Source organism: Candidatus Desulfolinea nitratireducens, assembly GCF_982879505.1.
In genome coordinates, this window is sequence record NZ_CEYOSI010000022.1 from 1 (window position 1) to 25560 (window position 25560).

25 protein-coding genes are annotated in these 25560 nt (G+C 49.3%); 18 read left to right on the forward strand and 7 right to left on the reverse strand.

Features of this window, described 5'->3' with window-relative positions; translation table 11 throughout:
- Together AC3DOM_RS03345 and AC3DOM_RS03350 are read right to left on the reverse strand one after the other, a co-directional pair.
- Window positions 1-696 (reverse strand): AAA family ATPase (locus AC3DOM_RS03345; RefSeq protein ID WP_487917609.1); only part of this gene is annotated, 696 nt, incomplete at its 3' end.
- Window positions 697-799: 103 nt separating this feature from the next.
- Window positions 800-1165 (reverse strand): endonuclease domain-containing protein, encoded by a 366-nt coding sequence (locus tag AC3DOM_RS03350; protein ID WP_487917610.1) that lies wholly within the window; start codon window positions 1163-1165, stop codon window positions 800-802.
- 224 nt (window positions 1166-1389) lie between these two features.
- Between AC3DOM_RS03350 and AC3DOM_RS03355 the strand changes: the two genes are divergently transcribed.
- The 3 genes from AC3DOM_RS03355 (at window position 1390) to AC3DOM_RS03365 (ending at window position 6120) form a co-directional block, all read left to right on the forward strand.
- Complete coding sequence (locus AC3DOM_RS03355; RefSeq protein WP_487917611.1) at window positions 1390-3327, forward strand: ABC transporter ATP-binding protein; 1938 nt, start codon at window positions 1390-1392, stop codon at window positions 3325-3327.
- A 138-nt stretch (window positions 3328-3465) separates the two neighbouring features.
- Window positions 3466-4800 carry a C39 family peptidase gene (locus AC3DOM_RS03360; RefSeq protein WP_487917612.1) on the forward strand — a complete coding sequence of 445 codons (1335 nt, stop codon included), beginning with the start codon at window positions 3466-3468 and terminating at the stop codon, window positions 4798-4800.
- Between the two features lie 93 nt (window positions 4801-4893).
- Window positions 4894-6120: a metallophosphoesterase family protein gene (locus AC3DOM_RS03365; protein WP_487917613.1), complete on the forward strand. Its 1227-nt coding sequence runs from the start codon at window positions 4894-4896 to the stop codon at window positions 6118-6120.
- Between the two features lie 230 nt (window positions 6121-6350).
- Here AC3DOM_RS03365 and AC3DOM_RS03370 read toward each other — a convergent pair whose 3' ends face one another.
- Window positions 6351-7244: a hypothetical protein gene (locus tag AC3DOM_RS03370; RefSeq protein ID WP_487917614.1), complete on the reverse strand. Its 894-nt coding sequence runs from the start codon at window positions 7242-7244 to the stop codon at window positions 6351-6353.
- Window positions 7245-7490: 246 nt separating this feature from the next.
- Window positions 7491-7895 (reverse strand): RrF2 family transcriptional regulator, encoded by a 405-nt coding sequence (locus tag AC3DOM_RS03375; protein ID WP_487917615.1) that lies wholly within the window; start codon window positions 7893-7895, stop codon window positions 7491-7493.
- 233 nt (window positions 7896-8128) lie between these two features.
- Here AC3DOM_RS03375 and rpsT point away from each other — a divergent pair, with 233 nt between their 5' ends.
- The 7 genes from rpsT to AC3DOM_RS03410 all read left to right on the forward strand — a co-directional run bounded on the left by rpsT (window position 8129) and on the right by AC3DOM_RS03410 (window position 16250).
- The gene (gene rpsT, locus AC3DOM_RS03380) at window positions 8129-8407 is read left to right on the forward strand and encodes a 30S ribosomal protein S20 (protein ID WP_487917616.1); all 279 of its coding nucleotides are present in this window, start codon (window positions 8129-8131) and stop codon (window positions 8405-8407) included.
- 444 nt (window positions 8408-8851) lie between these two features.
- Complete coding sequence (locus AC3DOM_RS03385) at window positions 8852-10168, forward strand: gluconeogenesis factor YvcK family protein (protein ID WP_487917617.1); 1317 nt, start codon at window positions 8852-8854, stop codon at window positions 10166-10168.
- Window positions 10169-10281: 113 nt separating this feature from the next.
- On the forward strand, window positions 10282-11304 hold the full coding sequence (gene gap, locus AC3DOM_RS03390; RefSeq protein WP_487917618.1) for a type I glyceraldehyde-3-phosphate dehydrogenase: 1023 nt from the start codon (window positions 10282-10284) through the stop codon (window positions 11302-11304).
- 128 nt (window positions 11305-11432) lie between these two features.
- Window positions 11433-12608 (forward strand): phosphoglycerate kinase, encoded by a 1176-nt coding sequence (locus tag AC3DOM_RS03395; RefSeq protein WP_487917619.1) that lies wholly within the window; start codon window positions 11433-11435, stop codon window positions 12606-12608.
- A 128-nt stretch (window positions 12609-12736) separates the two neighbouring features.
- Window positions 12737-14551 (forward strand): protein kinase domain-containing protein, encoded by a 1815-nt coding sequence (locus AC3DOM_RS03400; RefSeq protein ID WP_487917620.1) that lies wholly within the window; start codon window positions 12737-12739, stop codon window positions 14549-14551.
- A gap of 11 nt (window positions 14552-14562) precedes the next feature.
- Complete coding sequence (gene tpiA / locus AC3DOM_RS03405) at window positions 14563-15327, forward strand: triose-phosphate isomerase (protein WP_487917621.1); 765 nt, start codon at window positions 14563-14565, stop codon at window positions 15325-15327.
- Between the two features lie 167 nt (window positions 15328-15494).
- Window positions 15495-16250, forward strand: a complete 756-nt coding sequence (locus AC3DOM_RS03410) for a hypothetical protein (RefSeq protein WP_487917622.1) — start codon at window positions 15495-15497, stop codon at window positions 16248-16250.
- A 13-nt stretch (window positions 16251-16263) separates the two neighbouring features.
- On the opposite strand, the gene AC3DOM_RS03415 is transcribed toward AC3DOM_RS03410, so the two are convergent.
- On the reverse strand, window positions 16264-17040 hold the full coding sequence (locus AC3DOM_RS03415) for a hypothetical protein (protein ID WP_487917623.1): 777 nt from the start codon (window positions 17038-17040) through the stop codon (window positions 16264-16266).
- An 11-nt stretch (window positions 17041-17051) separates the two neighbouring features.
- Complete coding sequence (upp, locus tag AC3DOM_RS03420) at window positions 17052-17678, reverse strand: uracil phosphoribosyltransferase (RefSeq protein WP_487917624.1); 627 nt, start codon at window positions 17676-17678, stop codon at window positions 17052-17054.
- A gap of 61 nt (window positions 17679-17739) precedes the next feature.
- Here upp and ruvB point away from each other — a divergent pair, with 61 nt between their 5' ends.
- From ruvB to AC3DOM_RS03460, 8 genes are all read left to right on the forward strand, one after another.
- Window positions 17740-18765: a Holliday junction branch migration DNA helicase RuvB gene (gene ruvB / locus AC3DOM_RS03425; protein WP_487917625.1), complete on the forward strand. Its 1026-nt coding sequence runs from the start codon at window positions 17740-17742 to the stop codon at window positions 18763-18765.
- Window positions 18766-18845: 80 nt separating this feature from the next.
- Window positions 18846-19106, forward strand: coding sequence for a type II toxin-antitoxin system HicA family toxin (locus AC3DOM_RS03430; protein WP_487917626.1), 261 nt, complete (start codon window positions 18846-18848; stop codon window positions 19104-19106).
- Window positions 19099-19308, forward strand: a complete 210-nt coding sequence (locus tag AC3DOM_RS03435) for a type II toxin-antitoxin system HicB family antitoxin (protein ID WP_487917627.1) — start codon at window positions 19099-19101, stop codon at window positions 19306-19308. The genes AC3DOM_RS03430 and AC3DOM_RS03435 overlap by 8 nt, the downstream gene beginning before the upstream one ends.
- Window positions 19309-19402: 94 nt before the next feature.
- Complete coding sequence (gene queA, locus AC3DOM_RS03440; protein ID WP_487917628.1) at window positions 19403-20464, forward strand: tRNA preQ1(34) S-adenosylmethionine ribosyltransferase-isomerase QueA; 1062 nt, start codon at window positions 19403-19405, stop codon at window positions 20462-20464.
- 95 nt (window positions 20465-20559) lie between these two features.
- On the forward strand, window positions 20560-21750 hold the full coding sequence (locus AC3DOM_RS03445; RefSeq protein ID WP_487917629.1) for an alanyl-tRNA editing protein: 1191 nt from the start codon (window positions 20560-20562) through the stop codon (window positions 21748-21750).
- A gap of 6 nt (window positions 21751-21756) precedes the next feature.
- Window positions 21757-22425 (forward strand): uracil-DNA glycosylase, encoded by a 669-nt coding sequence (locus AC3DOM_RS03450; RefSeq protein WP_487917630.1) that lies wholly within the window; start codon window positions 21757-21759, stop codon window positions 22423-22425.
- Between the two features lie 305 nt (window positions 22426-22730).
- Entirely contained in the window at window positions 22731-23762 is a 1032-nt protein-coding gene (locus AC3DOM_RS03455; protein WP_487917631.1) for a CysS/YqeB C-terminal domain-containing protein, read from the forward strand.
- A gap of 112 nt (window positions 23763-23874) precedes the next feature.
- A complete protein-coding gene (locus tag AC3DOM_RS03460; protein ID WP_487917632.1) occupies window positions 23875-25335 on the forward strand; it encodes a trimethylamine methyltransferase family protein in 1461 nt (486 codons plus the stop codon).
- 20 nt (window positions 25336-25355) lie between these two features.
- On the opposite strand, the gene AC3DOM_RS03465 is transcribed toward AC3DOM_RS03460, so the two are convergent.
- A complete protein-coding gene (locus tag AC3DOM_RS03465) occupies window positions 25356-25478 on the reverse strand; it encodes a hypothetical protein (RefSeq protein WP_487917633.1) in 123 nt (40 codons plus the stop codon).
- Window positions 25479-25560: the final 82 nt, after the last annotated feature.

The window sequence follows — 25560 nt, forward strand, 5'->3', positions numbered from 1 at the left end:
CCCGGCGATGATCCCCTCTTTGGTGACATGGCCGATGAGAAAGACCGAAATCCCGCTCGTTTTTGCCAATTCGCGCAATTGCGATGCGCATTCGCGGACCTGGGTCACCGAGCCAGCGGAGGAGGTCAATTCGGGGATGTAAGTTGTCTGGATGGAATCAACAATTAATAGTGTGGGTTTTACTTCACGAACATGCTCAAGGATCACACCCAGATTTGTCTCTGTCACGAGGAAGAGTTCTTCCGGTAATTTTGCATCTTTCCCTTCGTTGGACTGTAAACGTGTGGCACGCATTTTGATCTGGCGTTCCGATTCTTCGCCGGAAACATAGAGCACCCGTTGCGAGCCAGCCATCCCCATCGTCATTTGGAGCAACAAGGTCGATTTCCCGATCCCCGGATCACCGCCGATCAGCACGATCGAGCCCGGGACGATCCCGCCGCCGAGCACGCGTGCAAATTCGCCGATCGGCACGTGGATGCGGTCTTCGCCCTTCACGCTGATATCCGGCAAACGCTGCGGTGTCGAGCGTCCGGTTAATCCGCGGACAGGTCCACGTGTTTTGGCAGCTGCCTCCTCATGCACAATTTCTTCGATCATACTGTTGAAGGCTTCGCATTTGGGGCATTTGCCCATATATTTTGGCGATGTACCGCCGCATTCCTGACAGACGAAACGGGTTTGAGTTTTTGCCATAGGGTTCCTCTAAAAGCCCCCCTCTAACTCCCCCCGCGAGCGGGGGGAGAACTTGTTCCTCCCCCGTTTCACGGGGGAGGCTAGGTGGGGGTACGTAACGAGACTATTTTTTCACAGCTTCTCTTATTCTTTCAGCAATTTCATTGATATTTTTATAAATATCATCATTCGTAAATCGGATGAGACGATAGCCTTTTTCATCTTCAAGCCAGCGTGTCCGTTCTTGATCATATTCTACTTGTTCCAAATGAGAGCCACCATCCACTTCAACGATCAATTTTTCTTTGGCGCAAAAGAAATCGACAATGTAGGTGCCAATGGCATGTTGCCGACGAAAATATAAGCCGTCAAGTTGCTTTGCACGCAAGATATTCCAGAGTTTCTTTTCAGCGGAAGTCATATTCTTACGCAGCTCGCGTGCCCGATTTTGAATTTCTTTTGACGCGCGCCATCTTTTGGAATTTGTCATAGTTTCTCTCGTGCGCCCCCCTGCCCTTACGGGCATCCCCCCGTTTCACAGGGGGACAAAAAGTCCCTCCCCCGCGAGCGGGGGAGGTTAGGTGGGGGCCAGTTGCCCAACAGTATAACAGAATTTATGTTCTTTTTTTGGCGTTGATACAGACCCGATTTCTATCTAATAAGAAATTTATACTCTCCAGCTATAATAGATTTCTATTCACGGAGGTAAATCTTATGGGTTTTCACAGCGCTGGCTGGTATGCCTATTTACGCTATAACGAAGAGCAGGACCAACCAACGATCACACGCGAATTGCTTTTGCGCGCCTGGGGGATCGCAAAACCTTATCGGCTGCAATCTTTGGGATTGCTCCTCACTATTTTATTGATCTCGGGGATCACCCTGATCTCCCCCTTGCTCTACAGAGACCTGATCGACAACGCCATCCCGAATGGGGATTTTACTCGCCTGAACTGGCTCGCAGTTGGGATGATCGGCGTGCCACTGATCAACGGCGCAATCGGTATTTTTCAACGCCGTTTGAATTCCCAGATCGGCGAGGGTGTCATCTACGATCTCCGCCGCGCGCTCTATGGACATTTGCAGCGCATGTCCCTGCGCTTCTTTACCCAGACCCGCACCGGTGAATTGATGTCGCGCCTGAACAACGATGTCGTTGGCGCACAACGTGCCATCAGCAATACGATGGTTTCCATCATCTCAAACCTTGTTTCGCTGGTCGCGACGCTGGCGATTATGCTGACCCTTGAGTGGCGTCTGACTCTCCTGGGGCTGATCATTTTGCCTTTCTTCATTTTGCCTGCCCGCAGAATTGGAAAAACGCTGCGGGGTCTTACGCGCCGCTCGATGGAAGTGAACGCTGAAATGAACGCCACCATGAACGAGACTCTCAATATCAGTGGTGCATTACTCGTCAAATTATTTGGACGAGAGAAAAGCGAGCTTAAGCGTTTCAGCCGAGATGGCGCATCCGTACGTGATATCGGCATCCGTTCGGCGGTCGTCGGGCACTGGTTTTTTATGATCCTGAGTGTGGTCAGCGCGGTCGGCTCGGCAGTTGTCTTCTGGGTCGGCGGCCATCTCGTTTTGCAGGGAGCCTTCACCATCGGCACCATCGTCGCATTTGGCACCTATCTGACCCAGCTCTATGGCCCCCTGATGGCCCTCACCAATGCACAGGTTGAAGTTGCCCAGAGCATGGTCAGCTTTGAACGTGTTTTCGAAGTCCTTGATATCCCCATCGAAATTGCGGAAAAAGAAACAGCTCGTGCGCTAAATAAAGTGGATGGGCAGATCACCTTTGATAAGGTTTCATTTGCTTATGAAGGCTTGGGTGCAGGTGACAAAGTTGGATTGGATGAAATCGCCCGCTTCACCTGGGGAGGCAGTGCAGCCCATCTAAGAAAACGTGGCAAGCAGACGGATGAGAGCGATTCTGACGCGACTTCAAATGGGTCGGCGATGCAATGGGCATTACGAGACGTCAGCTTTAGTATCGAGCCCGGGCAATTGGTTGCCCTGGTAGGCCCCAGCGGAGCCGGAAAATCGACCACCACCTATATGATCCCGCGTTTATACGATCCAACTGAAGGTTCGGTTAAGTTGGACGGGCAGGATATCCGTGAGTTGAAGCTTAATTCACTGGCTGAGAATATCGGCATGGTCACGCAGGAGACCTATCTCTTCTACGATACGATCGGCGCCAATTTACGCTACGCCCGTCCGGATGCCACCGATGCCGAGGTGATCGCGGCCTGCAAAACAGCCAATATCCACGATTTTATTGCCGGTCTACCGGATGGCTATGATACGGTTGTTGGTGAACGAGGCTACAGACTGAGCGGCGGCGAACGTCAGCGGGTGGCAATTGCCCGCGTGGTACTGAAAAATCCCCGCATCCTCGTCCTGGACGAGGCCACATCCCATCTTGATTCGCTCTCCGAAGAGTTAATTCAGAACGCCTTACAGAAAGTGATGAAAGGACGCAGCAGCCTCGTCATCGCGCACCGCCTATCAACGATCCTGGCCGCAGACAAAATCCTTGTCATGCAGGATGGTCGTCTCGTGCAGCAGGGTTCTCACGAAGAGTTACTGGCAGGTGGCGGCCTCTATAAGGAATTATATGAGACGCAATTTAGAACCACGAGTTAGGTAATCAGAAACCCACGCCCCCCTCTGGCTCCCCCCATTTCATGGGGGGAGGAATAAGTCCCTCCCCCGCTAACGGGGGCATCCTTCGGATATGCTGCGCGAAGGCCAGGTGGGGGCCTTAGAGTATAATTTACCATTATGCAAAAGAAAATTCCTCGCACCCTCCTCTGGATCCTTCTCGGCCTCGTCGTGTTGGTTGGCCTTTATTATCTGCCGCCGATCCATTCACGGCTCTCATGGCGTGTGGATGATCTCCGCACGCAGATCAAATATTATTTCAACCCGCCAGACGAAGCCATCTTCCAGCCTTCCACACCAGAACCGACCAACGCGGTTGGAGAAGAAACTTTAGCCGTTCTGCAAACCCTCGCTCCGACGGCTACACCCGCAGGCGCCGTTAACACTCCGGTTCCAACAATGACACCGACCATCATCCCGACACCCTACCCCGAGGTTTCTCGCCTTTCGAATGTTATCTATGTAGACCAACACGGTGGCTATAATTACTGCGGTCCTGCCAACTTGACGATGGCGCTCAAATTCTGGGGTTGGGAGGGTAGTCGGGATGATGTTATCAGAGCAATAAAACCCGGCGTAGCGGATGTGAAAGATTTCGTCCAAGCAGGAAAAGGCGATAAAAATGTCATGCCTTATGAAATGGCTGATTTTGTCAATGAGCAAACCGAATTCCAGGCTTTGATTCGGCATGGTGGGGATACCACCCTCTTGAAACGTTTCGTCGCAGCTGGAATCCCCATCATCGTAGAAAAAGGGTATTATGAATTTGACTTCAATAACAGTTTTGGTTGGATGGGACATTATCAATTTGTGACTGGTTATGATGATTCGACCGGGCATTTTATCGTTCAGGATACCTATAATGACGGACCAAATTTCCCCATCGAATACGATCAATTTGAAGAGAGTTGGCGTTCTTTCAATAATCAATTTGTCGCTGTTTACCCACCTGATTTGGAGCAAGATGTTCTTAACATACTTGGTCCCCGGGTGGATGAAGTTTGGGCCAATCAGCATGCCCTGGAAATTGCTGAGGCTGAAGAACCGACCCTTGAGGGAAATGATTTGTTTTTTGCAATCTTCAACCAGGGAACAAGTCTCGTAAATTTACAGCGCTATGGCGAAGCAGCGGCCACATTTGACCGTGCCTTTAGCGTTTATGCCGAACTCGATCTAGACAATACTAACCGTCCTTACCGGATCATGTGGTATCAGACCTCGCCTTACTGGGCATATTTCTACACAGGTCGTTATGCCGATGTTATTCGTTTGGCTAACATAACTTTGTCAACACCTTCAACAGGCGAAACCCTCGAGGAAAGCCTGTATTGGCGGGCGATGGCAGAATATGCTGTTGGCGATTATATTTCCGCTTTTGCAGATATGCGCGAAACTGTTCGGTTGAACCCCAATTTTTCACCAGGGCTTTTCTATCTGGAGCAATGGGGCGCGTAAATATTACCGCCAGAGCGCCAAGGTTTTTCTTGGCGCCGCTATAAAAACCTTGGCGCTCTCCGTGTCTTGGCGGTTCAACAATACCCACACTTTATGAAAATACTCCATTTTGCTGACGCTCATATCGATATGGCCAATTATGGCCGCCATGACCCTGAAACCGGTTTGCCGCTGCGTGTACTGGATTTTTTAAAATCATTGGACACAATTGTCGATGCGGCGATCAACGAAAAAGTGGACCTCGTCCTTTTTGCAGGCGATACCTACAAGGACCGTTCACCTGCCCCCACCTATCAACGTGAGTGGGGCAAACGCATCTACCGTTTATCTGAAGCCCAAATTCCGACCCTTTTACTCGTTGGCAACCATGATCTCTCCCCGGCAACTGGGCGCGCCCACGCTCTCCAGGAGTTTAATACCCTCCAGGTTCCGCATGTCCACGTGCTGGATAAGCCCCAATTCCTCAGCGCAGATGAGCTCGGCCTGCCCGTGCAGGTGATCGCCCTCCCCTGGGTATCCAGATCGGGGATGATGGCCTACTCCCAAATGAGTGGGGAAGAAACCGAAAAGGTTTATGAAAAACTCGAAGATCTGCTTGGTGATTTTGTCGAATCCAGCTTCGAGAAAGTGGATGAAAATCTCCCTGTGATCCTGACCGCACACGCCTCCGTGCAGGGAGCAAAATACGGCTCCGAACGGATGGTAATGCTCGGTAATGACCTGGTTTTGTCGGGATCGCTGGTAAAAGACCCTCGTCTTGATTACGTTGCCCTGGGGCATATCCACAAACCGCAAAATCTGAACGAGAACACACATCCGCCAGTGATCTATCCAGGTTCAATAGAGCGGGTCGATTTTGGGGAGGCAAAAGACAAGAAGTTTTTTATCATTGCTGATGTTGAAAAAGGTAAAACTGAAGTCGATTGGCGTGAACTGAAAGGCATCCGCCCCTTTGTAGACATCTTCGCTGAATTAGACTCATCAGAAAATATCACCGAGACACTCATCAAAAAACTTTCCTCGGTAAAAATGAAAGATGCCATCGTCCGCCTGATGATCGAATATCCCCGCGAATGGGATACGCTGATCGACGAGCCTGCACTCCGCAAACACACCTCCGAGGCATTTGAATTTCATTTCGTCAAACGTCCACAGGTTGAAGCGCGAATTCGCCTTTCCGCCGACCAAACCGTGAGTAGTCTTTCACCGCTTGAGCTGATCCACCAATATTGGCAAACACTGCATACCGATGAGAGTGAGATCGAAATATTGCAAAAACTGGCGACAGAGATCATCCTAAACGAAGAAGGCGAGCTATAGCTCGCCTTCTTCGTTTAATGCTACATTTTCTAGTTATCCTGAGTTACGTTTAAGGTATATCATCTTTCCCGTGCCGGCTAAAGCCCTAACTCAGCACATGGTAACCCTCCGGGCTAGGAAAGGAGTCGGATTTATCCGACTTTCATGCCATTAGGCAGGGATTAACGTGTACCCTAAAGGTCTTTTGCCCGAAAGGGTATCCCGCACCAATCCCTTATCCACAACGCAGGTTAGTTATCCAACAACTCAAATTCATCTACCATCATATCAAAACCATCCACAACTTCATCTTTAAAATCAACCGTAGTGGTAAAGGTAATCACCAGAGATCGATTATTGATCATGAAGAGGGCTTGTTTTTGGTAAAGTCGAATCGCATCCCCGACGGCCGATTTAGCATCCCACTCTGAGATAATGATCCCAACCGGCTCACCAGAGGATGTTTCTGTAACTTCCGACGAGATGATGACCAAATCGGGAATTGACAATGGGAGCGTGAGCACACTTTCCGCAAATACCTCTTCCAGAGTTCTATCAGTTTCCAGACTCAAAACCAAATTTATATTGGTCACAAATCCATTATCATAATGCCCTTTCTGAGTATCCAATATAAATAGGCGAAATGTATTAGGATCAAGGCTTTGCATGCTCTGCAGTGAATTTTGGATTTCAGGAGGAGATGCCTCAAGTAAGGACCAGGCCATTAAATACTCCTGTTCTCCAATCCGAATGGCCAGCCAATCATCAGGGGTGTTGACCATATAGCCGCCTGTATAATCAAGATATGTTATTGAACCATCCACATCTTCCTGCAATGCACTCCCCGTTTCAGGGTAGACGATCTTTGTTGGGGTATTGGTTGGAGAAATCTCTGTCGGAGTAGGCGTCTCTGTTGGCAGGGGTGTCGATGTATGGGTCGGGGGCATCGCCTCCAGGGTTTTAGATACTTTCTCAGCGACCGAATCGGCCACCATTGTCAAGATCATATTTGGGTCTATTTCTTCTAATCCTTCAGGTTCGGATGCTGACTTCAAAAATGGGATCGATGTTGTCGAACAGGCCAGTGAAAGCAGAAATAAAAATACTAATGCGGAGAGTGTTTTTTTGTTTTTAGAAATCATCATAAATCCTCCTTTAAAGATACTTCCTGCCCCTATTATACGTGTTTAAAATGAAAACTTCGGGAGTTTCTTAAACTCCCGAAGCATACTAAATTAATAATAGACTTCTTGCAAAAGTCCCTTTTTGACACTGCTCTAGCCGCCGTCCTTCGCGTAGCACCGTTCGTCCAGCTTGACTGGATACTAGCAGAGTGCGGCGGCGGGGACGCCGCCGGGAGCACATATGCAAGAGGCTAATGAAAAACCGGGCTATTTATTATTCACAAACTGGGCAAAGTTTGTCCCACTTAATCGATTCACAAGATCACTCTGCGCATCCTGCCAGATCGAGGTAGGGGGGCAATCGGATTCAAAAGCGCACATCCCGTCCCCATGGGCGCATTCATTCAACCGGATCGGTCCATCAATCGCTTCCACCACCTCTAAAAGTGTGATATCTCCAGGGTTACGAGCCAAAGTTACGCCTCCGCGTGCGCCGCGTGAGGTATGTAATAAACCAGCAATCGAGAGTTGTGAGATAATTTTCGCCAAAAAAGAAGGCGGAATGTGTTGATCTTTCGCTATTTTACTGGTTGCAGCACGATTTCCAATTCCCAAACGGGAGAGAAATAATACTGCACGCACTGCATAATCAGCCTGACGAGTAATCTGCATTGTTTTTCCCTTTACTAAAATGGATAATATTTATCAAATATACTGTAGTTTTGAGGATTTACGTAGTGATGGACATCATCTACCAAATATGACCTTTTACTCCGATTTAGATTTTCTAATTTCCAAATTAGTATCTTTTTCCTGAATTTACTAAGGCGATTGCTGGACAAAAAACAATCTATCAGGTAGAATCGCGTCTCGCGTACCAGAAAGATTATTTCGGAGGAAGACCAGTGGCAAATCTCAAATCTCAAATCAAACGCAATCGTCAGAATGAAAAACGCCGCCTGCGTAATCGTGTTTATCGTGGTTCCACACGCGTGGCAATTAAAAATGCACGCATCGCACTAGAAGCGGATAAGGTTAATATTGAAGAAGCACGCGAAGCTACCATGTTTGCTGTTAGCCGCCTCGATAAAGCTGCCCAAAAAGGTGTTATTCATCAGAAGAATGCATCTCGACGCAAGGGTCGCTTGATGAAATATTTAGCGAACCTCGAAAAAGAAGCTTAATTTTCAACGCTCATTTTGCCATAAAAGCGGGAGAATCTTGAAAACAAGATTCTCCCGCTTTTATGCGTTAAAGGCAAAGGGCAATACCTTATGAATAAATCGAATAAAGTTCGTACAAGTCTCCGTCACCGAGAGGGAGATTGCTCACTTGCACTCACCTGCACTGCGTTACGGCGCAAGTGTGTCACCGCAGGCCGTCTTCGCGTAGCATCTTCGTCGCTCGCGACGAACGGCGCCCCGCCGGGCTCCCGGCCCGAACGGGGTGCAAGTGTCACCCCGAAGAGCATCGGGGTTCGCAATACCAACGGCTATATCCTTGCGGTAAGACATGACATTGTACGATTTCCAAACAATTTGTCCATTAGATGCTTTTCGCTACATCTCGGGTTTGGGGAGATTCCATAACTCATTGACCCATCACCCGATTCTTGCTATCATCAAACTATGAAACTTTTTCAAATACAAAATTGGGAAAAACTTCGTCAATTATTTCGTTGGCTTACACCGGGGTTGGGAGTCAAACGCTGGTTGGGATTGATGCTGGCAGGCATTACCCTCCTGGGTGTTGGCCTGGCATATCTCCTACTTGATATTTACCGCACGGCTCCCGAAACCTGGTGGCTGCCCGGCCTTTCTTATCTTGCCCTGCGATTTTGGCCGCGTTCGATCCGCATCCTCATCTTTGGTGGCATCGGAGTTGGGATCGTCGCCTACGGGATTTGGGGGCTGAATCGTGCCCTCTTACGCCCATTTTTGCGTCCCGGCAGCCAGGTCGTGGACGAATTATCCCAGTATCGCCGTCGTGGACGTGGCCCTCGCATCGTCGTCATCGGTGGCGGGCATGGGCTATCCACTTTGCTGCGTGGCCTAAAAGAGTATACCCGTAATCTGACAGCTGTTGTCACCGTCGCAGATGACGGTGGTTCATCGGGGAAATTGCGTGAATCGATGGGCATCTTGCCACCAGGGGATATCCGCAATTGTCTTGCCGCCCTCTCAAATGACGAAGATCTATTGACACAGCTCTTCCAGTATCGGTTTAGCGGATCAGATGGATTGGGAGGGCACTCCTTCGGTAATCTGTTTATCAGCGCATTAAGCAATATCACCGGGTCCTTTGAGGAAGCAATCGCTGAATCAGGCCGGGTTCTTTCGGTGCATGGACGCGTGCTTCCGTCCACATTGCATAATGTCAGGCTTGTTGCCGATATGACGCTGCCACACTCGGCGTATGAAGTCCGCGTGGAGGGAGAGAGTCGCATTCCTGAGTTTGAGGGGCGTGTGCGTCGTGTTTGGCTCGAACCAAATGACGCACCTGCCTTCCCACCGGTGATCCGTGCCATTTTGGCGGCAGATGTGATCGTGATCGGGCCGGGAAGCTTATATACCAGCATCCTGCCTAATTTATTGGTAGCAGACCTCTTATCCGCGGTGAAAGCGAGCCGCGCGCTGAAGTTATTCGTCTGCAATATCGCATCCCAAATCGGTGAAACAGACGCATACTCTTGTCACGATCATCTATCCGCGCTCGAAAATCATGTCGGAGAGGGCTTGATCGAAATTGTCATCGCCAATGATTGCCAGGAGGCGACCCTGCCAGCCAAGACTGATTGGGTGGAGATCGGCGACGAACTCTCCGGTGATCGCAGACTCTACACTGCCGATCTGCTTGACCGAGAAAGCCCCTGGCGCCACGATGCGCAACAATTGGCACAAACGATCATGGATTTATATTTTGAACGTACTGGGCCGATGGAATAAGAACCTTCAATATTTTTTGCATATTCAACCAAGTTGATGTATAACTTAGGAAATACGATACAATACATCTGCTCTAATTTTCACAAACAAATCAACCTTTTCAGGAGACAGAAATGACAGTAAAAGTAGGGATTAACGGATTTGGCCGAATTGGCCGTCAGGTTCTCAAGATCATATTAGAACGCTATGCAGGCGAATTGGAAGTTGTGGCAATCAACGATCTATGGGATCCAAAAACGAATGCGCAACTCTTCAAATACGATTCCACCTATGGAAAATTTGAAGGTTCGGTAGATGTCGTTGGTGGTGATCTGGTCATTGATGGCAAGACCATCAAGGTTTTCTCCGAGCGCAATCCGGCCGACCTGCCCTGGGGCGATGTAGGCGTTGAAATTGTGATCGAAGGTACCGGTGTTTTCCGTGACCCCACCAAAACTCCCGGTCCGCAATCTCATCTTGAAGGTGGCGCCAAGAAGGTTATCCTGACCGCCCCTGGTAAGGGCGGCGATGTGTTGACCGTAGTGTTGGGTGTCAATGATGATGAATATGATGCAAGCAAGCATCATATCGTTTCCAACGCTTCCTGCACCACAAATTGTCTGGCTCCCTTCACGAAAGTTGTGAACGATAACTTTGGGATCGTCAAAGGCTTGATGACTACCATTCATTCCTACACTACCAGCCAGAAGCTGCTCGATCTGGCCGATAGCGATCCGCGCCGAGCCCGCTCCGGCTCCCTTAACATCATCCCCACTTCAACGGGTGCTGCCAAAGCGATTGCTCTGGTGATCCCCGAACTAAAGGGAAAACTGGATGGGTACTCCCTGCGCGTTCCGACCCCCACCGTCTCCATTGTGGATGCTGTCTTCGAAGTTGAGAAGGCCACCACCACTGCCGAAGTTAATGCAGCCCTGAAAGCCGCATCCGAAGGCCCCATGAAGGGCATTCTGGGTTTCAGCGAAGAACCCCTGGTTTCAATGGACTTCAAAGGTGACGAGCGCTCCTCTATCGTCGACGCCGAGTTGACCTCTGTCATGGGTGGCAATATGGTCAAGGTTGTTGCCTGGTATGATAACGAATGGGGTTACTCAACCCGCCTCAGCGATTTGACAGCCAAGATCGCCAAATCTCTGTAAACCAAATACCTGATTACTGTCATTGCGAAGCGGTTTTATCGCCGAAGCAATCTCTCTGAGAACCGAGGAGATTGCTTCGTCACCTGAAGGTGGCTCGCAATGACGTTTTTTGTGTGCAGGAGCAAACCATGTTCAACAAAAAAACGATCCGCGATATTGATGTCACAGGAAAGCATGTCCTCATACGGGTGGATTTCAACGTCCCACTCAAGGGTGGCAAAGTCCTGGATGATACTCGTATCCGCGCTGCGATGCCAACGTTGGAATATCTCATCAAGCAGGATGCGAAGCTGATCCTCTGCTCTCATCTTGGACGACCAAAAGGCAAGCGCAAACCTGAATTTTCGCTTGCTCCCGTTGCCAATTATCTCGGAGGTCTCGTAGATTCTCCCGTTTCGTTCGTTGGAGACTGTCTCGGCGATTTAGCCAAATCGATTGCGGCTGCCCTGAAATCAGGCGAGATCCTGCTGCTGGAAAATACTCGTTTCCACGCGGGCGAGGAAAAGAACGATCCTGAGATGGCAGCAGCATTGGCTTCCCTGGCAGATGTTTTCGTCAACGATGCCTTTGGCACCGCTCACCGCGCCCATGCCTCAAATGTAGGGGTAGCAGAACTTCTCCCCTCGGTCGCAGGATTGCTGCTTGAAAAAGAATTGATCTATCTCGGCGAAACTATCGCAAATGCCGAAAAGCCCTTTATTGCTATTTTAGGCGGCGCCAAAGTCAGCGACAAGATTGGCGTGATCAATAATCTGCTCACAAAGACTGATCAAATCCTGATCGGCGGAGGGATGGCAAATACTTTCTTCAAAGCGCAGGGCTACGAGATGGCAGATTCTCTCGTCGAAGAGGACGCGGTTGAGACAGCCCGAGAGTTGCTTGCAAAAGCCAGAGAGCAGATTCAACTCCCCGTCGATGTGGTGATTGCGAATAGTTTTTCCGAGCAAGCCGAATTTAAGATCGTCGCGACAGGAAATATCCCGGCTGGCTGGCGCATCCTTGATATTGGCCCAGAAACGGTCAGAGCTTACGCATCCTTCATTCAAAAGGCAAAAACGGTCGTTTGGAATGGCCCCATGGGCGTTTTTGAATTCCTCAATTTTGCAAAGGGAACTTTTGGTGTGGCTGAGGCTGTTGCCAATTCAGATGCGATCAGTATCGTCGGCGGCGGTGAATCAGTTGCGGCGATCAAAAAATCGGGATTGGCTGATCAGATCACCCACATCTCGACCGGGGGCGGCGCATCGCTGGAAATGCTCGAGGGGAAAATATTGCCCGGTGTGGCAGCGCTGCAAGAGAAATAAAACCAAGCCCCCGCTTCCTGAAGAAGCCGGGGGCTTTTTACATCCTGATAACATCCTGTAAACACAAAATTCATTGAAGTGGGCTATAATTTCCTGAATGAATTGTAATTAGCTTGAGAGGAATTTTTATGTCCTTCAACATTGGTGAAAATGTAGGCCCTTATCGGGTGATGGAAAAATTGGGCCGGGGAGGTATGGCGACCGTTTATAAAGCCTATCATGCCTCGCTGGATCGCTATGTGGCACTGAAGGTGCTGCACCCGGCATTTTTGGAAGACCCGAATTTTTTGGCACGGTTTCAACGTGAAGCGCGTCTGGTGGCAAAGCTCGAACATCCCAATATCGTACCCATTTATGATTTTGCCGACCATGAACAACAGCCCTATTTGGTAATGAAATACGTGGAGGGGGAAACACTCAAAGCTCATCTGAGCCGTGGCCGCCTGAGCGTGGATCAAATTTGGGATGTAGTGAATGCCGTTGGTGCAGGACTTGGATATGCGCACAAACAGGGCATTTTGCACCGCGATATTAAACCATCGAATGTCATCGTAGCAAAAGACGGGCAAACTTTTCTCGCCGATTTTGGCCTGGCACGAATTGCGCAGTCCGGAGAATCCACCCTCTCCTCCGATATGATCATGGGCACACCCCAATATATCTCACCAGAACAGGCAATGGGGACAAAGGAACTCGATGATGGTACCGATATTTATTCCTTTGCAGTCATGCTTTATGAGATGGTTGTTGGGCAAGTCCCCTTTAGCTCAGACACACCCTTTTCCATTATCCACGACCACATATATTCGCCCCTCCCATTGCCGCGCACCATTAACCCGAATGTCCCAGACGAGGTTGAACGCGTCCTGCTCAAAGCCCTCTCAAAGGAACGTACAGATCGCCATCAAAATATTCCAGCGCTGGTAGCAGCATTCAAACAGGCCTGGGAAGATTCCGACGTGGATATGGCCGAAGTCACGATGACCGCGCCAATTCGTAAACCCGAAACAACCGCTCCCGTCCCGATCCCCGCGGCACCCTCTGTTTCCCCGACCGCTGCGACCGTCGCACAGGCAGAAGCTGACGAAACCCTTCAGCCTCTAAAAACTGAAACCCAGGATAAACCCAAAAAGAAAAAACGCAAGATCTGGGGGTTTTTCGCAGCAGGACTACTATTGATCTTTGCCTGTGTTTTCATTCTCAGCACACTGGGACAGGATAATCTGGCTGCCAGCCTCGAAGATGAGCCTGGCATAATTGAGCCAGCGCCAGCGCCTCCGCTGGTAGACGAAGCGCCGCAAGATCAGCGTCCCATTGACGAAGAGAAGAATCCAGAAGTTGCTGCAGCCCGCGAATTTGTGGCCGAGAATCCAGATGACCCTTACGCTCATCTCGAGCTCGCGCTGATCATTCTTGAAAATTCACCCGGCCAAAACCCAGCGGCATTCCAACACCTTCAGGAAGCAGCCGAGCTTGCCGAAAACAATATAGATTTCTTTATTGACGCAGGATTTAACCTGATGGATCGCGAAGTTTGGATAGGCAGCACTGCGATGTTCATGCAGGCAATAAAGCTGGGAGAAAATGGTCCTGATATCATTGACCTCTTTCACGAAAGCGCCTACAAGGCAGCCAGTCACCCTGAAATGCCCAAATATATTCCCTTTAAGGAGATTGGTGAAATTGACGAACCAATGATGCTGATTACAGAAGCCCGTCATACTTTCTATCATGGTGCCCCCAATGAGGCCAATAATATCTTAAATGAGATAAGGCGAATGAAGCCAAACTTCCCTGAAGCAAACTTGCTCACTGGCGAAATCCAGGTCCGCGACAAAGATATTATCAAAGCCCGTAGAACCTTTGAAAATATTCTGGCTAATCTAGAAACCCCGGAATGGATTCGAGTCGAAGCTGAAAGAGCCCTCAGAGAACTTCCCTAGGAGAAATATCCATGCGTACGCCCATTATTGCTGGTAATTGGAAAATGAACAAAACTGTTTCGGAAGCCCGCGAGTTGGTTTCTGAAATGATCCCCTTTTTGAAAGATGTACAAGGCGTGACTACCGTGCTATGTCCGCCCGCATCCGCATTATTGCCGATCGCAGCCATGCTGGAGGGGACAGATATCGGTCTCGGCGCGCAAAATATGCATTGGGAAGCCAACGGAGCGTACACCGGGGAGCTTGCTCCCGCTATGGTCAGCGAGTTCGGGCAGTATGTGATTCTCGGCCACTCTGAAAGACGTGAATATTTCGGCGAAACAGATGAGACCGTGAATAAAAAAGTTCATGCCGCCCAGGCCAATGGACTGATTCCCATCGTTTGCGTGGGAGAAACGCTCGAGGAAAACGAGGCAAACCAAACATCCGCGATCGTTTCCCGTCAGATCCAAGCTGGCCTGGCAGGTGTAAAATCCGACCTGGTCATCGCCTACGAACCGATCTGGGCAATTGGCACCGGTCGCGCCGCCACCAGCGAGATGGCAAATGCCACTATCAAAATCATCCGCGAAGTACTTGCAGATATTTTTGGGAATGAAGTTGCGCAGGGTATTCGGATCTTATATGGTGGCTCGGTCAAGGGCAGCAACGCGGCTGAATATTTCGCTCAGTCTGATATCGATGGGGCCCTGATCGGCGGAGCGGCCCTGAAAGCGGATGATTTTGTCAAAATCGTTTATGTTTCCCGCGCAGAAGTGATGAAGGGCAATTCGTAACTTCCAGCTTCTGATTTCCAATTTTAAAATATTGATGTTCACTTAAGTTGGTGTATTTTCTCTACGTAAAACGTCCCGCAGGTTCCCATGATTCAGATTTTAAAGCAACATCAACCTGCGGGACGCTCATAACCTGTTTATCTGAATATCAATAATCAAAAACAGCCTTGTCACAACTCGATGGTTTGCTCTGGCTCCTGCTGATGCTGGCGCCTTTCATCTTTTTACAGCGTGCCCTGCATCGTGAGATACAGGCCATCTTTTTGATTCTGACACGGCGCCCCAACGTGACCATGGCGCTATTTTCCATGCTCTTTTTCCCCGGTGTTTTCCTCCATGAGTTGAGCCATTTTTTAATGGCAAAAATCCTGTTTGTCCCCACCGGAAAATTCTCCTTCATCCCCGAAAGCATGCCCAATGGACGATTAAGACTTGGCTATGTTGAAGTCTCGAAAACGGATATTCTCCGGGATTCGATCATTGGGACTGCGCCCCTCATCGCCGGAGGGCTTTTCATATCGTATGCAGCGAGAGTTCAACTCGATCTTCTCCCACTTTGGAATGCGTTTCGACTGGCAGAGTTTCCCACTTTCTGGTTGGATTTATTGACCTTACCCTCGATGTCTGATTTCCCGCTCTGGTTTTATCTCACCTTTGCAATTAGCAGTACCATGCTCCCCTCAGAATCAGATCGAAACGCCTGGCTCCCGCTGGGAGGTATGATAGTCTTATCAATTGCAGTTGCTGCCTTTGCCGGCGCAGGGGTTTGGATGCTCAATAACCTTGCCCCACCTTTGAATATTTTCTTCCGCTCGATTGCCTCCATCTTTGGGCTGAGTGCGGCTGTGCATGGAATTTTAGTTTTACCGCTGCTGCTCATCCATAAGCTGCTGACCCGCATCACCGGTTTGGATATTGGCTAAATCCGGATTTTTCCTATATTCCCCAGGCTGACAGGATTTCTTGCGCTGCCTGCTCCGCCAACCCATAATGATTAAGGACGCACGGTATCTTCTTTTCTGCCGCAAGCTGCATATCTTCAAGGGAGGATGAAAATCTGCCCAGGAGTGTTCCCCGATATTTTTCTTCGACGAGTCTCTGCGGTTCACGGTTGAGCAACCTGAATACCCATTCGTGGCCGCTTGGGGCCGCGAGGTAGATGATCTTCAAATGATCCTTCCAGGGCGGGATTCCGGATATCTCGTTTTCTCGAAGATATAAAAGCGTGGGGATCACAGTTTCCAAATACATGATCTTTTTTCTGGCGGCTTGCATATCGGCCAACAGGATCGCATTATCCGCTCCCGGCCGCGATTGATAACGATAATAAATTTCTTTGTGGGGGTAAAAAAGATCGGGGTTATAAATATCCTGAAAACCATCAGTGACTTCTTGGGCAAAAATATAGGGATTTTTGTGGCCCTCGTCAGGACGGGGCGATCTGGTCCCAAGCAAATAGATGCGCGGCAGCGTCAGAGATTTCTCCGAAAGCAGTTTTTCGACGCGTTTGATCACATAGCTTTGACCTGCACCGGAAGCTCCGTTCAGCGCCAGGATGCCAGCCTCGATTTTCTCTTCCGCGCCACCAAGCTCTGCTGCCTTAGGAAGTTTCGCAAGCAAGCCATCATATTGCTCTGCCTGTGAAAGGATCTTCCCCTTTTCTTCTTCGGGAAATTCCTGCAATAGTGGGATGATCTCCTTTAACGTAGTCATCTCATCTCCTTTTACGCCGTACCAAACTGACGATCTCCCGCGTCCCCCAGGCCGGGGACGATATAACCGATCTCATTCAGGTGGTCGTCTATCGCGGCAAGATGGATGGGCACATCGGGGTGAGCTTTCTGCATCACAGCTATTCCCTCAGGGGAGGCGATCATTGCTACAAATTTGATCCGGCTGACGCCCCAGCGCTTGACCACGTCTACAGTGGCAACTGCCGATCCCCCGGTAGCAAGCATCGGATCGAGGATGAGACAGACCGAAACCGTCGGTTCGATGGGCAATTTGTTATAGTATTCCACAGGTTTCAAAGTCTCTTCATCCCGATAAAGTCCAATATGCCAGACCTCAGCTGAGGGCATCAATCCCCAAACACCTTCCACCATCCCCAATCCCGCACGCAGAATTGGGACAAGACCAATTTTTTCTTTTAACTCCCAACCACCTGTGGAGGTCAGAGGAGTTTCGACGTCACGCGGGATCACAAGCAAATCGGCAGTGGCCTCATAGACCAGCAAAGCCGAGATTTCGCGCACCAGCTCACGAAATTTTTTGGGCTGGGTATTTTTATCTCGCAGGCGGGTCAGTTTGTGGGCAACGAGAGGATGTTGAGATGGATATATATTTGTCATTTTTTCTCCTATCTAATGCATCATATTATAGCGGAACTTATCTTGCTGTATAATTCAGCTTATGTCTTCTCCTGAAAATCGCCCTCTCGATCCTGAGCCCAAACCAGATGATCGCGTCGATCATGCCTTACGCCCAAAGCTCTTACCCGATTTTATTGGCCAGCATCAGATCAAGGAAAATCTATCGATTTTAATCGAAGCTGCCCGCAAGCGTGGTGAGGCCCTCGATCATGTTCTCTTTTACGGTCCTCCGGGATTGGGGAAGACCACCCTTGCGCATATTCTGGCAAATGAGATGGGCGTCAATATCAAAGTGACCTCCGGCCCTGCCATCGAACGTGCAGGAGATTTGGCTGCCATTCTGACAAATCTGCGCGCCGGAGATATTCTCTTTATTGATGAGATCCATCGCTTGGGCCGTGTCGTTGAAGAGGTTTTATATCCCGGGATGGAAGATTTCTCTCTGGATATTGTAATCGGGAAGGGTCCCTCAGCGCGCTCCATTCGGTTGAAATTACCCCGCTTTACCATAGTCGGTGCGACCACCCGTTTGGCCCTCGTGACCGCACCTTTACGGGCGCGTTTTGGTGCAGTCTACCGGTTGGATTACTACGATCTCGAGGCAATCCAGGCAATTGCGACGCGCGCTGCCAGGATGCTGGATGTTCCCGCCGACGAAGATGGGATCAAGGAAATCAGCAGGCGCGCACGTGGCACTCCCCGTGTTGCCTTGCGCCTTCTTCGTCGTGTACGTGATTATGCCCAGGTCCGCGCAGATGGGATGGTTACCCGGGAAGTCGCCTCTGACGCTCTAAATCTGCTCGCCATCGACCCCCTCGGTCTCGACGATATGGATCGGCGCGTACTCAAAGCGATCATCGAAAAATATCGTGGTGGCCCGGTGGGGCTCAATACGATTGGTGCCTCGATCAGCGAAGAACCGGATACGATCATGGACGTGGTTGAACCTTATTTGCTTCAACTCGGTTTCCTCGACCGCACCCCGCAAGGGCGTGTCGCGACCCAACGGGCCTATGAGCATTTGGGGTTTGAGTATAGCGAGGAAAGCCAGCCGAAGTTGTGGTGAGATGGCCAGAAATTTTTCAACCGCCACTCCCCTCGGGTTTACGAAAAAATACTGTGAACTGCGTGCTATAATCTTAAAAAATGAGTAAACGAGAAAAAACTCTGAGTAATATTCTACGTGGCACATCAGATACGAATATTTCTTTCGATGATTTACGAAAGTTGCTTTTATTCTTTGGCTTTCAAGAACGTATCCGTGGGAGTCATCATATTTTCTCGAAAGAAGATGTGACAGAAATAATTAATCTACAGTCCAAAAAGGCAAAAGCAAAAGCTTACCAAGTAAAACAAGTACGTAATCTTATTCTCAAATATAAACTGGCAGGTAAAGAAAATGATTAAATATGAAGTGATCCTTTACTGGAGCGAAGACGATCAATCTTTTATTGCCGAGGCACCTGAGTTGCCCGGCTGTATGTCTGATGGCGAAAGCTACCAGCAAGCCCTGGCTAACTTGGAAATTATTATCAAGGAATGGATTGAAACCGCACGTGAACTGGGGCGTGAGATTCCTGTTCCAAAGGGGCGTTTAGTCTATGCATAAAAGCTGACATGGGGGAGAAAAAACTTGTACTAATTGTTCTCGATATTCGCGTTGAGGCAATTCCCCATTCCAAAACTACAATTCTCACCCTTTCATGAAAACCTCGGATTTTAACTACGTCCTTCCCCAAGAAATGATCGCCCAGACTCCCGCTGAACCACGGGATTCTTCCCGTTTGCTGGCGCTGCATCGTGAAAATGGCGGGATCGAACATCTCAACTTCCGTGATATTGGGCGTTTTCTGAATCCTGGCGACTTGTTGGTGATCAACCAAACCCGTGTCATTCCAGCGCGAATTTATGCCCGTAAAGAATCGGGGGGCAAAGTGGAACTACTGCTCCTCCGACAGGAGGAGCAGTTAACCTGGCGCGCCCTCGTCGGAGGGAAAGGATTGGTCACAGGAAAAAAGGTTGTGATTAATATAGAATCCGGTGACTCGAGTCATCGGAAGGGAGCAAACCCAAAATCTGGAGACATTGGAGTCCAAGTCGAAATTATTGAAGTACTCGATGGCGCGCAACGCCTGATCCGCTTTGAGGAGCCAATCGAGCCCTTTTTTTCGCAGATCGGAAATGTGCCGCTGCCACCATATATCCACGCCAAATTGGAGGATCCCGAACGCTATCAAACGGTCTATGCCCAGGAGCCGGGATCAGCTGCGGCGCCCACGGCTGGATTGCATTTCACCAATCGCCTGCTTGATGAGCTAAAGGCCCAGGGCGTGGGTATCGCCGAGGTCACCTTACACGTTGGGTTGGATACCTTTGCCCCCGTCACCGAAGAAAATGCGGATGAACACCATATCCACACCGAATGGTGCGAGATCACGCCCGAAGCGGCAAAAAAGATCAACGAGGCGAAAGAGGCCGGAGGCCGGATCATCGCGGTTGGGACCACCTCTGTGCGGACTCTGGAATCTGCCGCTCAAACGGGAGCAATCCTCCCTATGAGCGGACCGACCTCGCTCTTTATCCTGCCGGGTTATAAATTTCAGGCAGTGGGTAGGTTGATCACCAACTTCCATTTACCCAAGTCCACTTTGCTGATGCTGGTGAGTGCTTTTGCTGAACGCGAGCAAATTTTGAACGCCTACGAGGTCGCCAAAGAAGAAGGCTATCGCTTTTGTTCCTTTGGTGATGCAATGATTATTCTTTAATAATCTCACTGCGAGGAGAGCTTTAGCTCAACGCGGTAGTCTCCAAGACAATCTAGGAGATTGCTTTGCTCCGCTCGCAATGACAGGAAAATCTTATGACAAAAAAACTCTATTTTGATGATCCAATGACGATGGAATTCACTGCTGAGGTGGTCGAAACACGGACGCTGACAGATGGCCGCTTTGGCGCGATTCTGCCCTCCACCTTTTTCTACCCAACCGGCGGCGGCCAATCCTATGATATGGGGACGATTGGCACGGCGCGCGTTGTGGATGTATTTATCGAAGCCGATGAAATAGTTCACGTGCTAGACCGGGAAGTTGAGCCTGGAAGTTATCCTGCCAGGATCGATGAGAAACGGCGTTTCCGGCATATGCAGCATCATACCGGGCAGCATATTTTATCGGCAGCTTTTGCAACAGACCTGGGGTTTGAAACGCTATCATCTCATATCAGTGGAGAGACACCCTCATCTATTGATTTTGATGCGGAAACACTTTCATCTGACGATATTTCCCGCATGGAAAAACTGGCAAATCAAATTATCTTTGAAAATCGTGAAGTGAAAACTTATTTTGTAAAAGATATTGACAGTGTTCCCTTCCGCCGACCACCAAAGGTGAGTGGAAGTATCCGCGTCGTGGAAGTGGAGGGTTTTGATTATTCGGCCTGTGGCGGGACGCATTTCCCACAGACCGGCATGGTTGGTTTGGTTAAAATCGTAAAGACCGAGCGGATCAACCACAAGGCACGGATCTATTTTGTTGCAGGTTGGCAGGCACTGGAATTTTTGCAGCAAGTCCAGAGCATTTCACAAGGTATTGCTGCCGAATTGGATACAGGCGTGGAAGGATTGCCCGAAGCCCTCTCTAACTTACAAGGGCAACTCAAAGAGGCACAATCTGAATTGAAACCCCTCCGCGACATTGCGATGAATGTGGAAATCGAGAAGATGGTCCAGTTGGCAGAAAAGGTGGATGAAAATTGGCTGGTGACAAAAATCTATGAAAATCGTTCACCTGCAGATTTGCGCACACTGGCGATCCAACTTCGCAACTATCCCTCCATGGTTGCGTTATTGGCATCTCTTGAGGACGAGAAACTTTCACTGGTAATATCCTGCGCGACTGATTCTGGACTGAACGCAAATGACCTGCTTCAGAAGCACCTTGCGCCCTATCAGGGTCGCGGTGGCGGGGATAACACCATTGCCCAGGGCGGGGGCGTGGCAAAAAATATCGATGGGATTTTCAATCAATCGATTGAGATGATTCGAAATCCATAATTCCCCATGTCCACGAAAGAGCTAGATTCGCTAACGCAGGAAATCATTTCCTGTCGAAAATGTCCGCGCCTGGTGGCCTGGCGTGAGGAAGTCGCCCAGACCAAACGAAAGGCATATCTCGATCATGAGTATTGGGGCAAACCCATCCCGGGATTTGGCGACCCGCAAGCGCAGGTGATGGTGGTAGGATTAGCTCCTGGAGCACATGGCTCAAATCGTACAGGCCGGCAATTTACAGGGGATGCTTCGGGTGATTTTCTTTTTCCCGCGCTTCATCGTGCAGGATTTGCCTCCCTGCCAAATGCAATCGCCCGTGACGATGAAATGCGCCTGTCTGAGATGTGGATCACCTCCTCTGGTCGTTGTGCTCCCCCAAAAAACAAACCGACTTCCGAAGAGTTAAATACCTGCCAGCCTTTTCTTGAACGTGAGATCAGGATCATCCAACCAAAGGTTTTTGTCGCCTTGGGGAGGATCGGCTTTGATCGTATCCTGCGCATCTACAATCTGCGAAAAAAGGATTATGTCTTTTCACACGGGGCATTGCATCAATTACCAAATGAAGCATGGCTGTTGGCATCCTTTCATCCCAGCCGGCAAAATACGCAAACCGGAAGGCTGACTGTCGAAATGTTTGATATGATTTGGCAAGAAGCGCGTCAATTAATCAAGTAGTACCTAATCTCTGGGCATTTAGGGTATCATGGTACTTTATTTTAGAGAAAATATTTTGACCAAGGAAGATCTTCTCAGGTCTTTGGAAAACCAGCAAGTGTTTTAGGTCTATCATTTTACAACGCGAAAAGCACGAAAAAGGCGAAAGTTTTTAGGTTTTTTCGCTTCATTCGCCCAATTCGTGGGCTTCGCGTTAAAAAGCAGGCGCTTTGCGATCTTCGCAAAATCATGCTGCTCAAAATTAGTTTCCACTCTTAAGTATGGTGCACTATATTTAGGATTTGGACAATTTATTGGTGAATAATATGTATGGAAAAATAGCTTTTCTGGGCTCTGGAGAAACTTCGCTTGCTGGCGGACGGATCTTCGAGAGCCTGATCAAAGATCTGAATCACCCCCCGCGTATTGCGATCATGGAAACGACTGCGGGTTTCGAACTTAATTCTGACCTTGTGGCCCAAAAAGTGGGGGACTATCTTAAAACCAGACTGCAAAATTACGATCCCATCATCGATATCATCCCTGCCCGTAAAAAAGATACGGCATTTAGCCCTGATAATCCCGACATCCTGACCCCGCTCCTCTCGGCTGACCTGATCTTTATGGGTCCCGGCAGCCCGACTTATGCTGTCCGTCAACTGAAAAATACCCTCGCCTGGGATGTGATTCGCTATCGCAACCGCAGCGGGGCCGCCCTTATTTTTGCCAGCGCTGCCACCATTGCTGTCAGTGAACATGTTTTACCCGTTTATGAAATATTCAAAGTTGGCGAAGATACGCACGCCAAACCTGGTTTAGACCTCTTCGAAGATTGCTGTCTGCCGCTATCCTTTATCCCGCACTGGAATAATACCGACGGTGGCGCAGATGTTGATACCAGCCGCTGCTTTGTCGGCCGTGAACGTTTTGATCTCTGGCGGCAGCAACTTCCTGATGATCAGATTATCGTTGGGCTTGATGAGCATACCGGGATAATTCTCGATTTTGAGACCAGTTCATGCAGCACAAGCGGCGTCAGTTCGGTGACCGTAATTGACAAAAAAAAAATAGAAATCTATCCCGCAGGGGAAACATTTTCATTACATGATCTGGGGGATTTTTGCCCGGCAGAATTGGAAGATGGTATCTCAGCAAAAGCATTGGAATTCCTCCGCAACGCCCCCGACCCTGAACTTGCCCCCGTACCCTCAGATGAAGTTTTGGCCCTGGTCGAGTCCCGCCAAAAAGCCCGTAACAGTAAGGATTTCGCAGAATCTGACCGCCTGCGTGATCAAATCGCTGCCCTCGGCTGGACAGTACAGGATAGCCCCGATGGACAAGAGCTGGTGAAGAATTAAAGATTCTTCACTTGCTTTCACCTTCTTCTGCATTATGAAAAATTGACATTATTTTCACAAACCATTATTATCCTGGTATCAGTTGAGGTCACCAAATGTGGAGGTAATAACGATGCAACCGAAATTAAACCTTCTTTCAGATGAGCTTGTCACGCAAATCCTCGAGGAAGGATTTGCCCTGTTAATGAACCCGGGTATTCAGGTAAAAAACGATGAGGCGCTTTCTTTGTTGGCTGATGCTGGTGCAGAAGTTGATATGGACAATAAGATCGCCAAAATTCCGGAAAAGCTTGCCCGACAAGCGCTGGAAACCCGACCTTCTGAATTTTATCTTTACAATTTAGATGGGGTTCAAGTTGTCCATTATGGTGGCGACACTGTCCAATTCACTCCCGGGTCGGGAGGCATCACAATTTTAGATCGCGAAACCCAAAGGCAGCGTCAGCCGCTCACCGAGGACTTCGTCAATTTCGTCAAGCTTGTTGAAATGCTTCCCCAGGTGGATGCGCAGAGCACAGCCTTCATCGCTTCCGACGTACCTGAGGCCATCGGCGATCTTTACCGCCTTTATTTGGCGCTGAATTACATGCACAAGCCGATCGTCACCGGCGCCTTCGAAAAAGAAACCTGGTGGACGATGAAGGATATGCTGGTTGCCGTTAGTGGAAGTGAAAAAAACCTGGCCGAGAAACCAATTGCGGTTTTTGATGTTTGCCCCTCTCCCCCATTGAAATGGAGTGATATCACCTGCCAGAACTTGATCGACTGCGCAAAAAATAACATCCCGGCTCAATTAATTTCCATGCCAATGACCGGCGCGAACTCTCCTGTCACGCTTGCTGGCGCAGTGGTGCAGCATACTGCGGAATGCCTGAGCGGCGTAACCATCAACCAGTTGGTTAATCCCGGCGCACCGATTGTTTGGGGCGGCTCTCCCGCTATATTTGATATGCGCAAGGGGACCACACCTATGGGCGCAATCGGCACTTGGATGATCAATTGTGCCTATGTTCAGGTGGGCAAAGTATTAGGCATGCCAACGCATTCCTATCTCGGGATGAGTGATGCCAAGATCGTTGATGCACAATGCGGCCTGGAGTCCTCCAGTGCCTTTTTTGCTGCCCTGGCCGGGGCAAACATGGTTTCCGGCCCCGGGATGATGGACTATGAAAGCTGCTTGAGCTACGAAAAAATGGTAGTCGACGCCGAGATCCTTGGTATGGCAAAACGCCTGGTCGCGGGTATTGACGGCCGACAGACACCCATTGCGCTCGATATCATGCAGGAACTCGGACACAAGGGGAACTATTTAAGTCACCCACATACGAAGAAATGGTTCCGTGAGGAAATGTATATCCCTTCCGAAGTAATTGACCGAGACACCATGGAGGCGTGGGAGAAGAAGGGTTCAAAATCCACCTGGGATCGCGCTCAGGAACGAGTCGATGAACTGCTCAAGAAATATGAACCTTCACCAATGTCTGAAGATGTAAAAAAGGAATTGCACGATATCACCACCAACGCAGCTAATAATGCTGGCATGAAGAAATTACCTCCCCTACCGAAAGATTAGTTTCAGCAGGATCAGTACAGCTAATCATATCGGCCATAAAAGGAAGGCGTCTCTTCATCGGTAATTCGTTCAGCACCAGAGTAAACTTCATCAGCCAGGATCCAGGCACCTACTCGTTCTACTGCATTAACGATAGCCTTCATTTATAAATTCTCGATAAGTAAATTTTTTCTAGCCACCTGACAGTTTTGCATCAACGGTAGGTACACATCGAAATGTTGAATA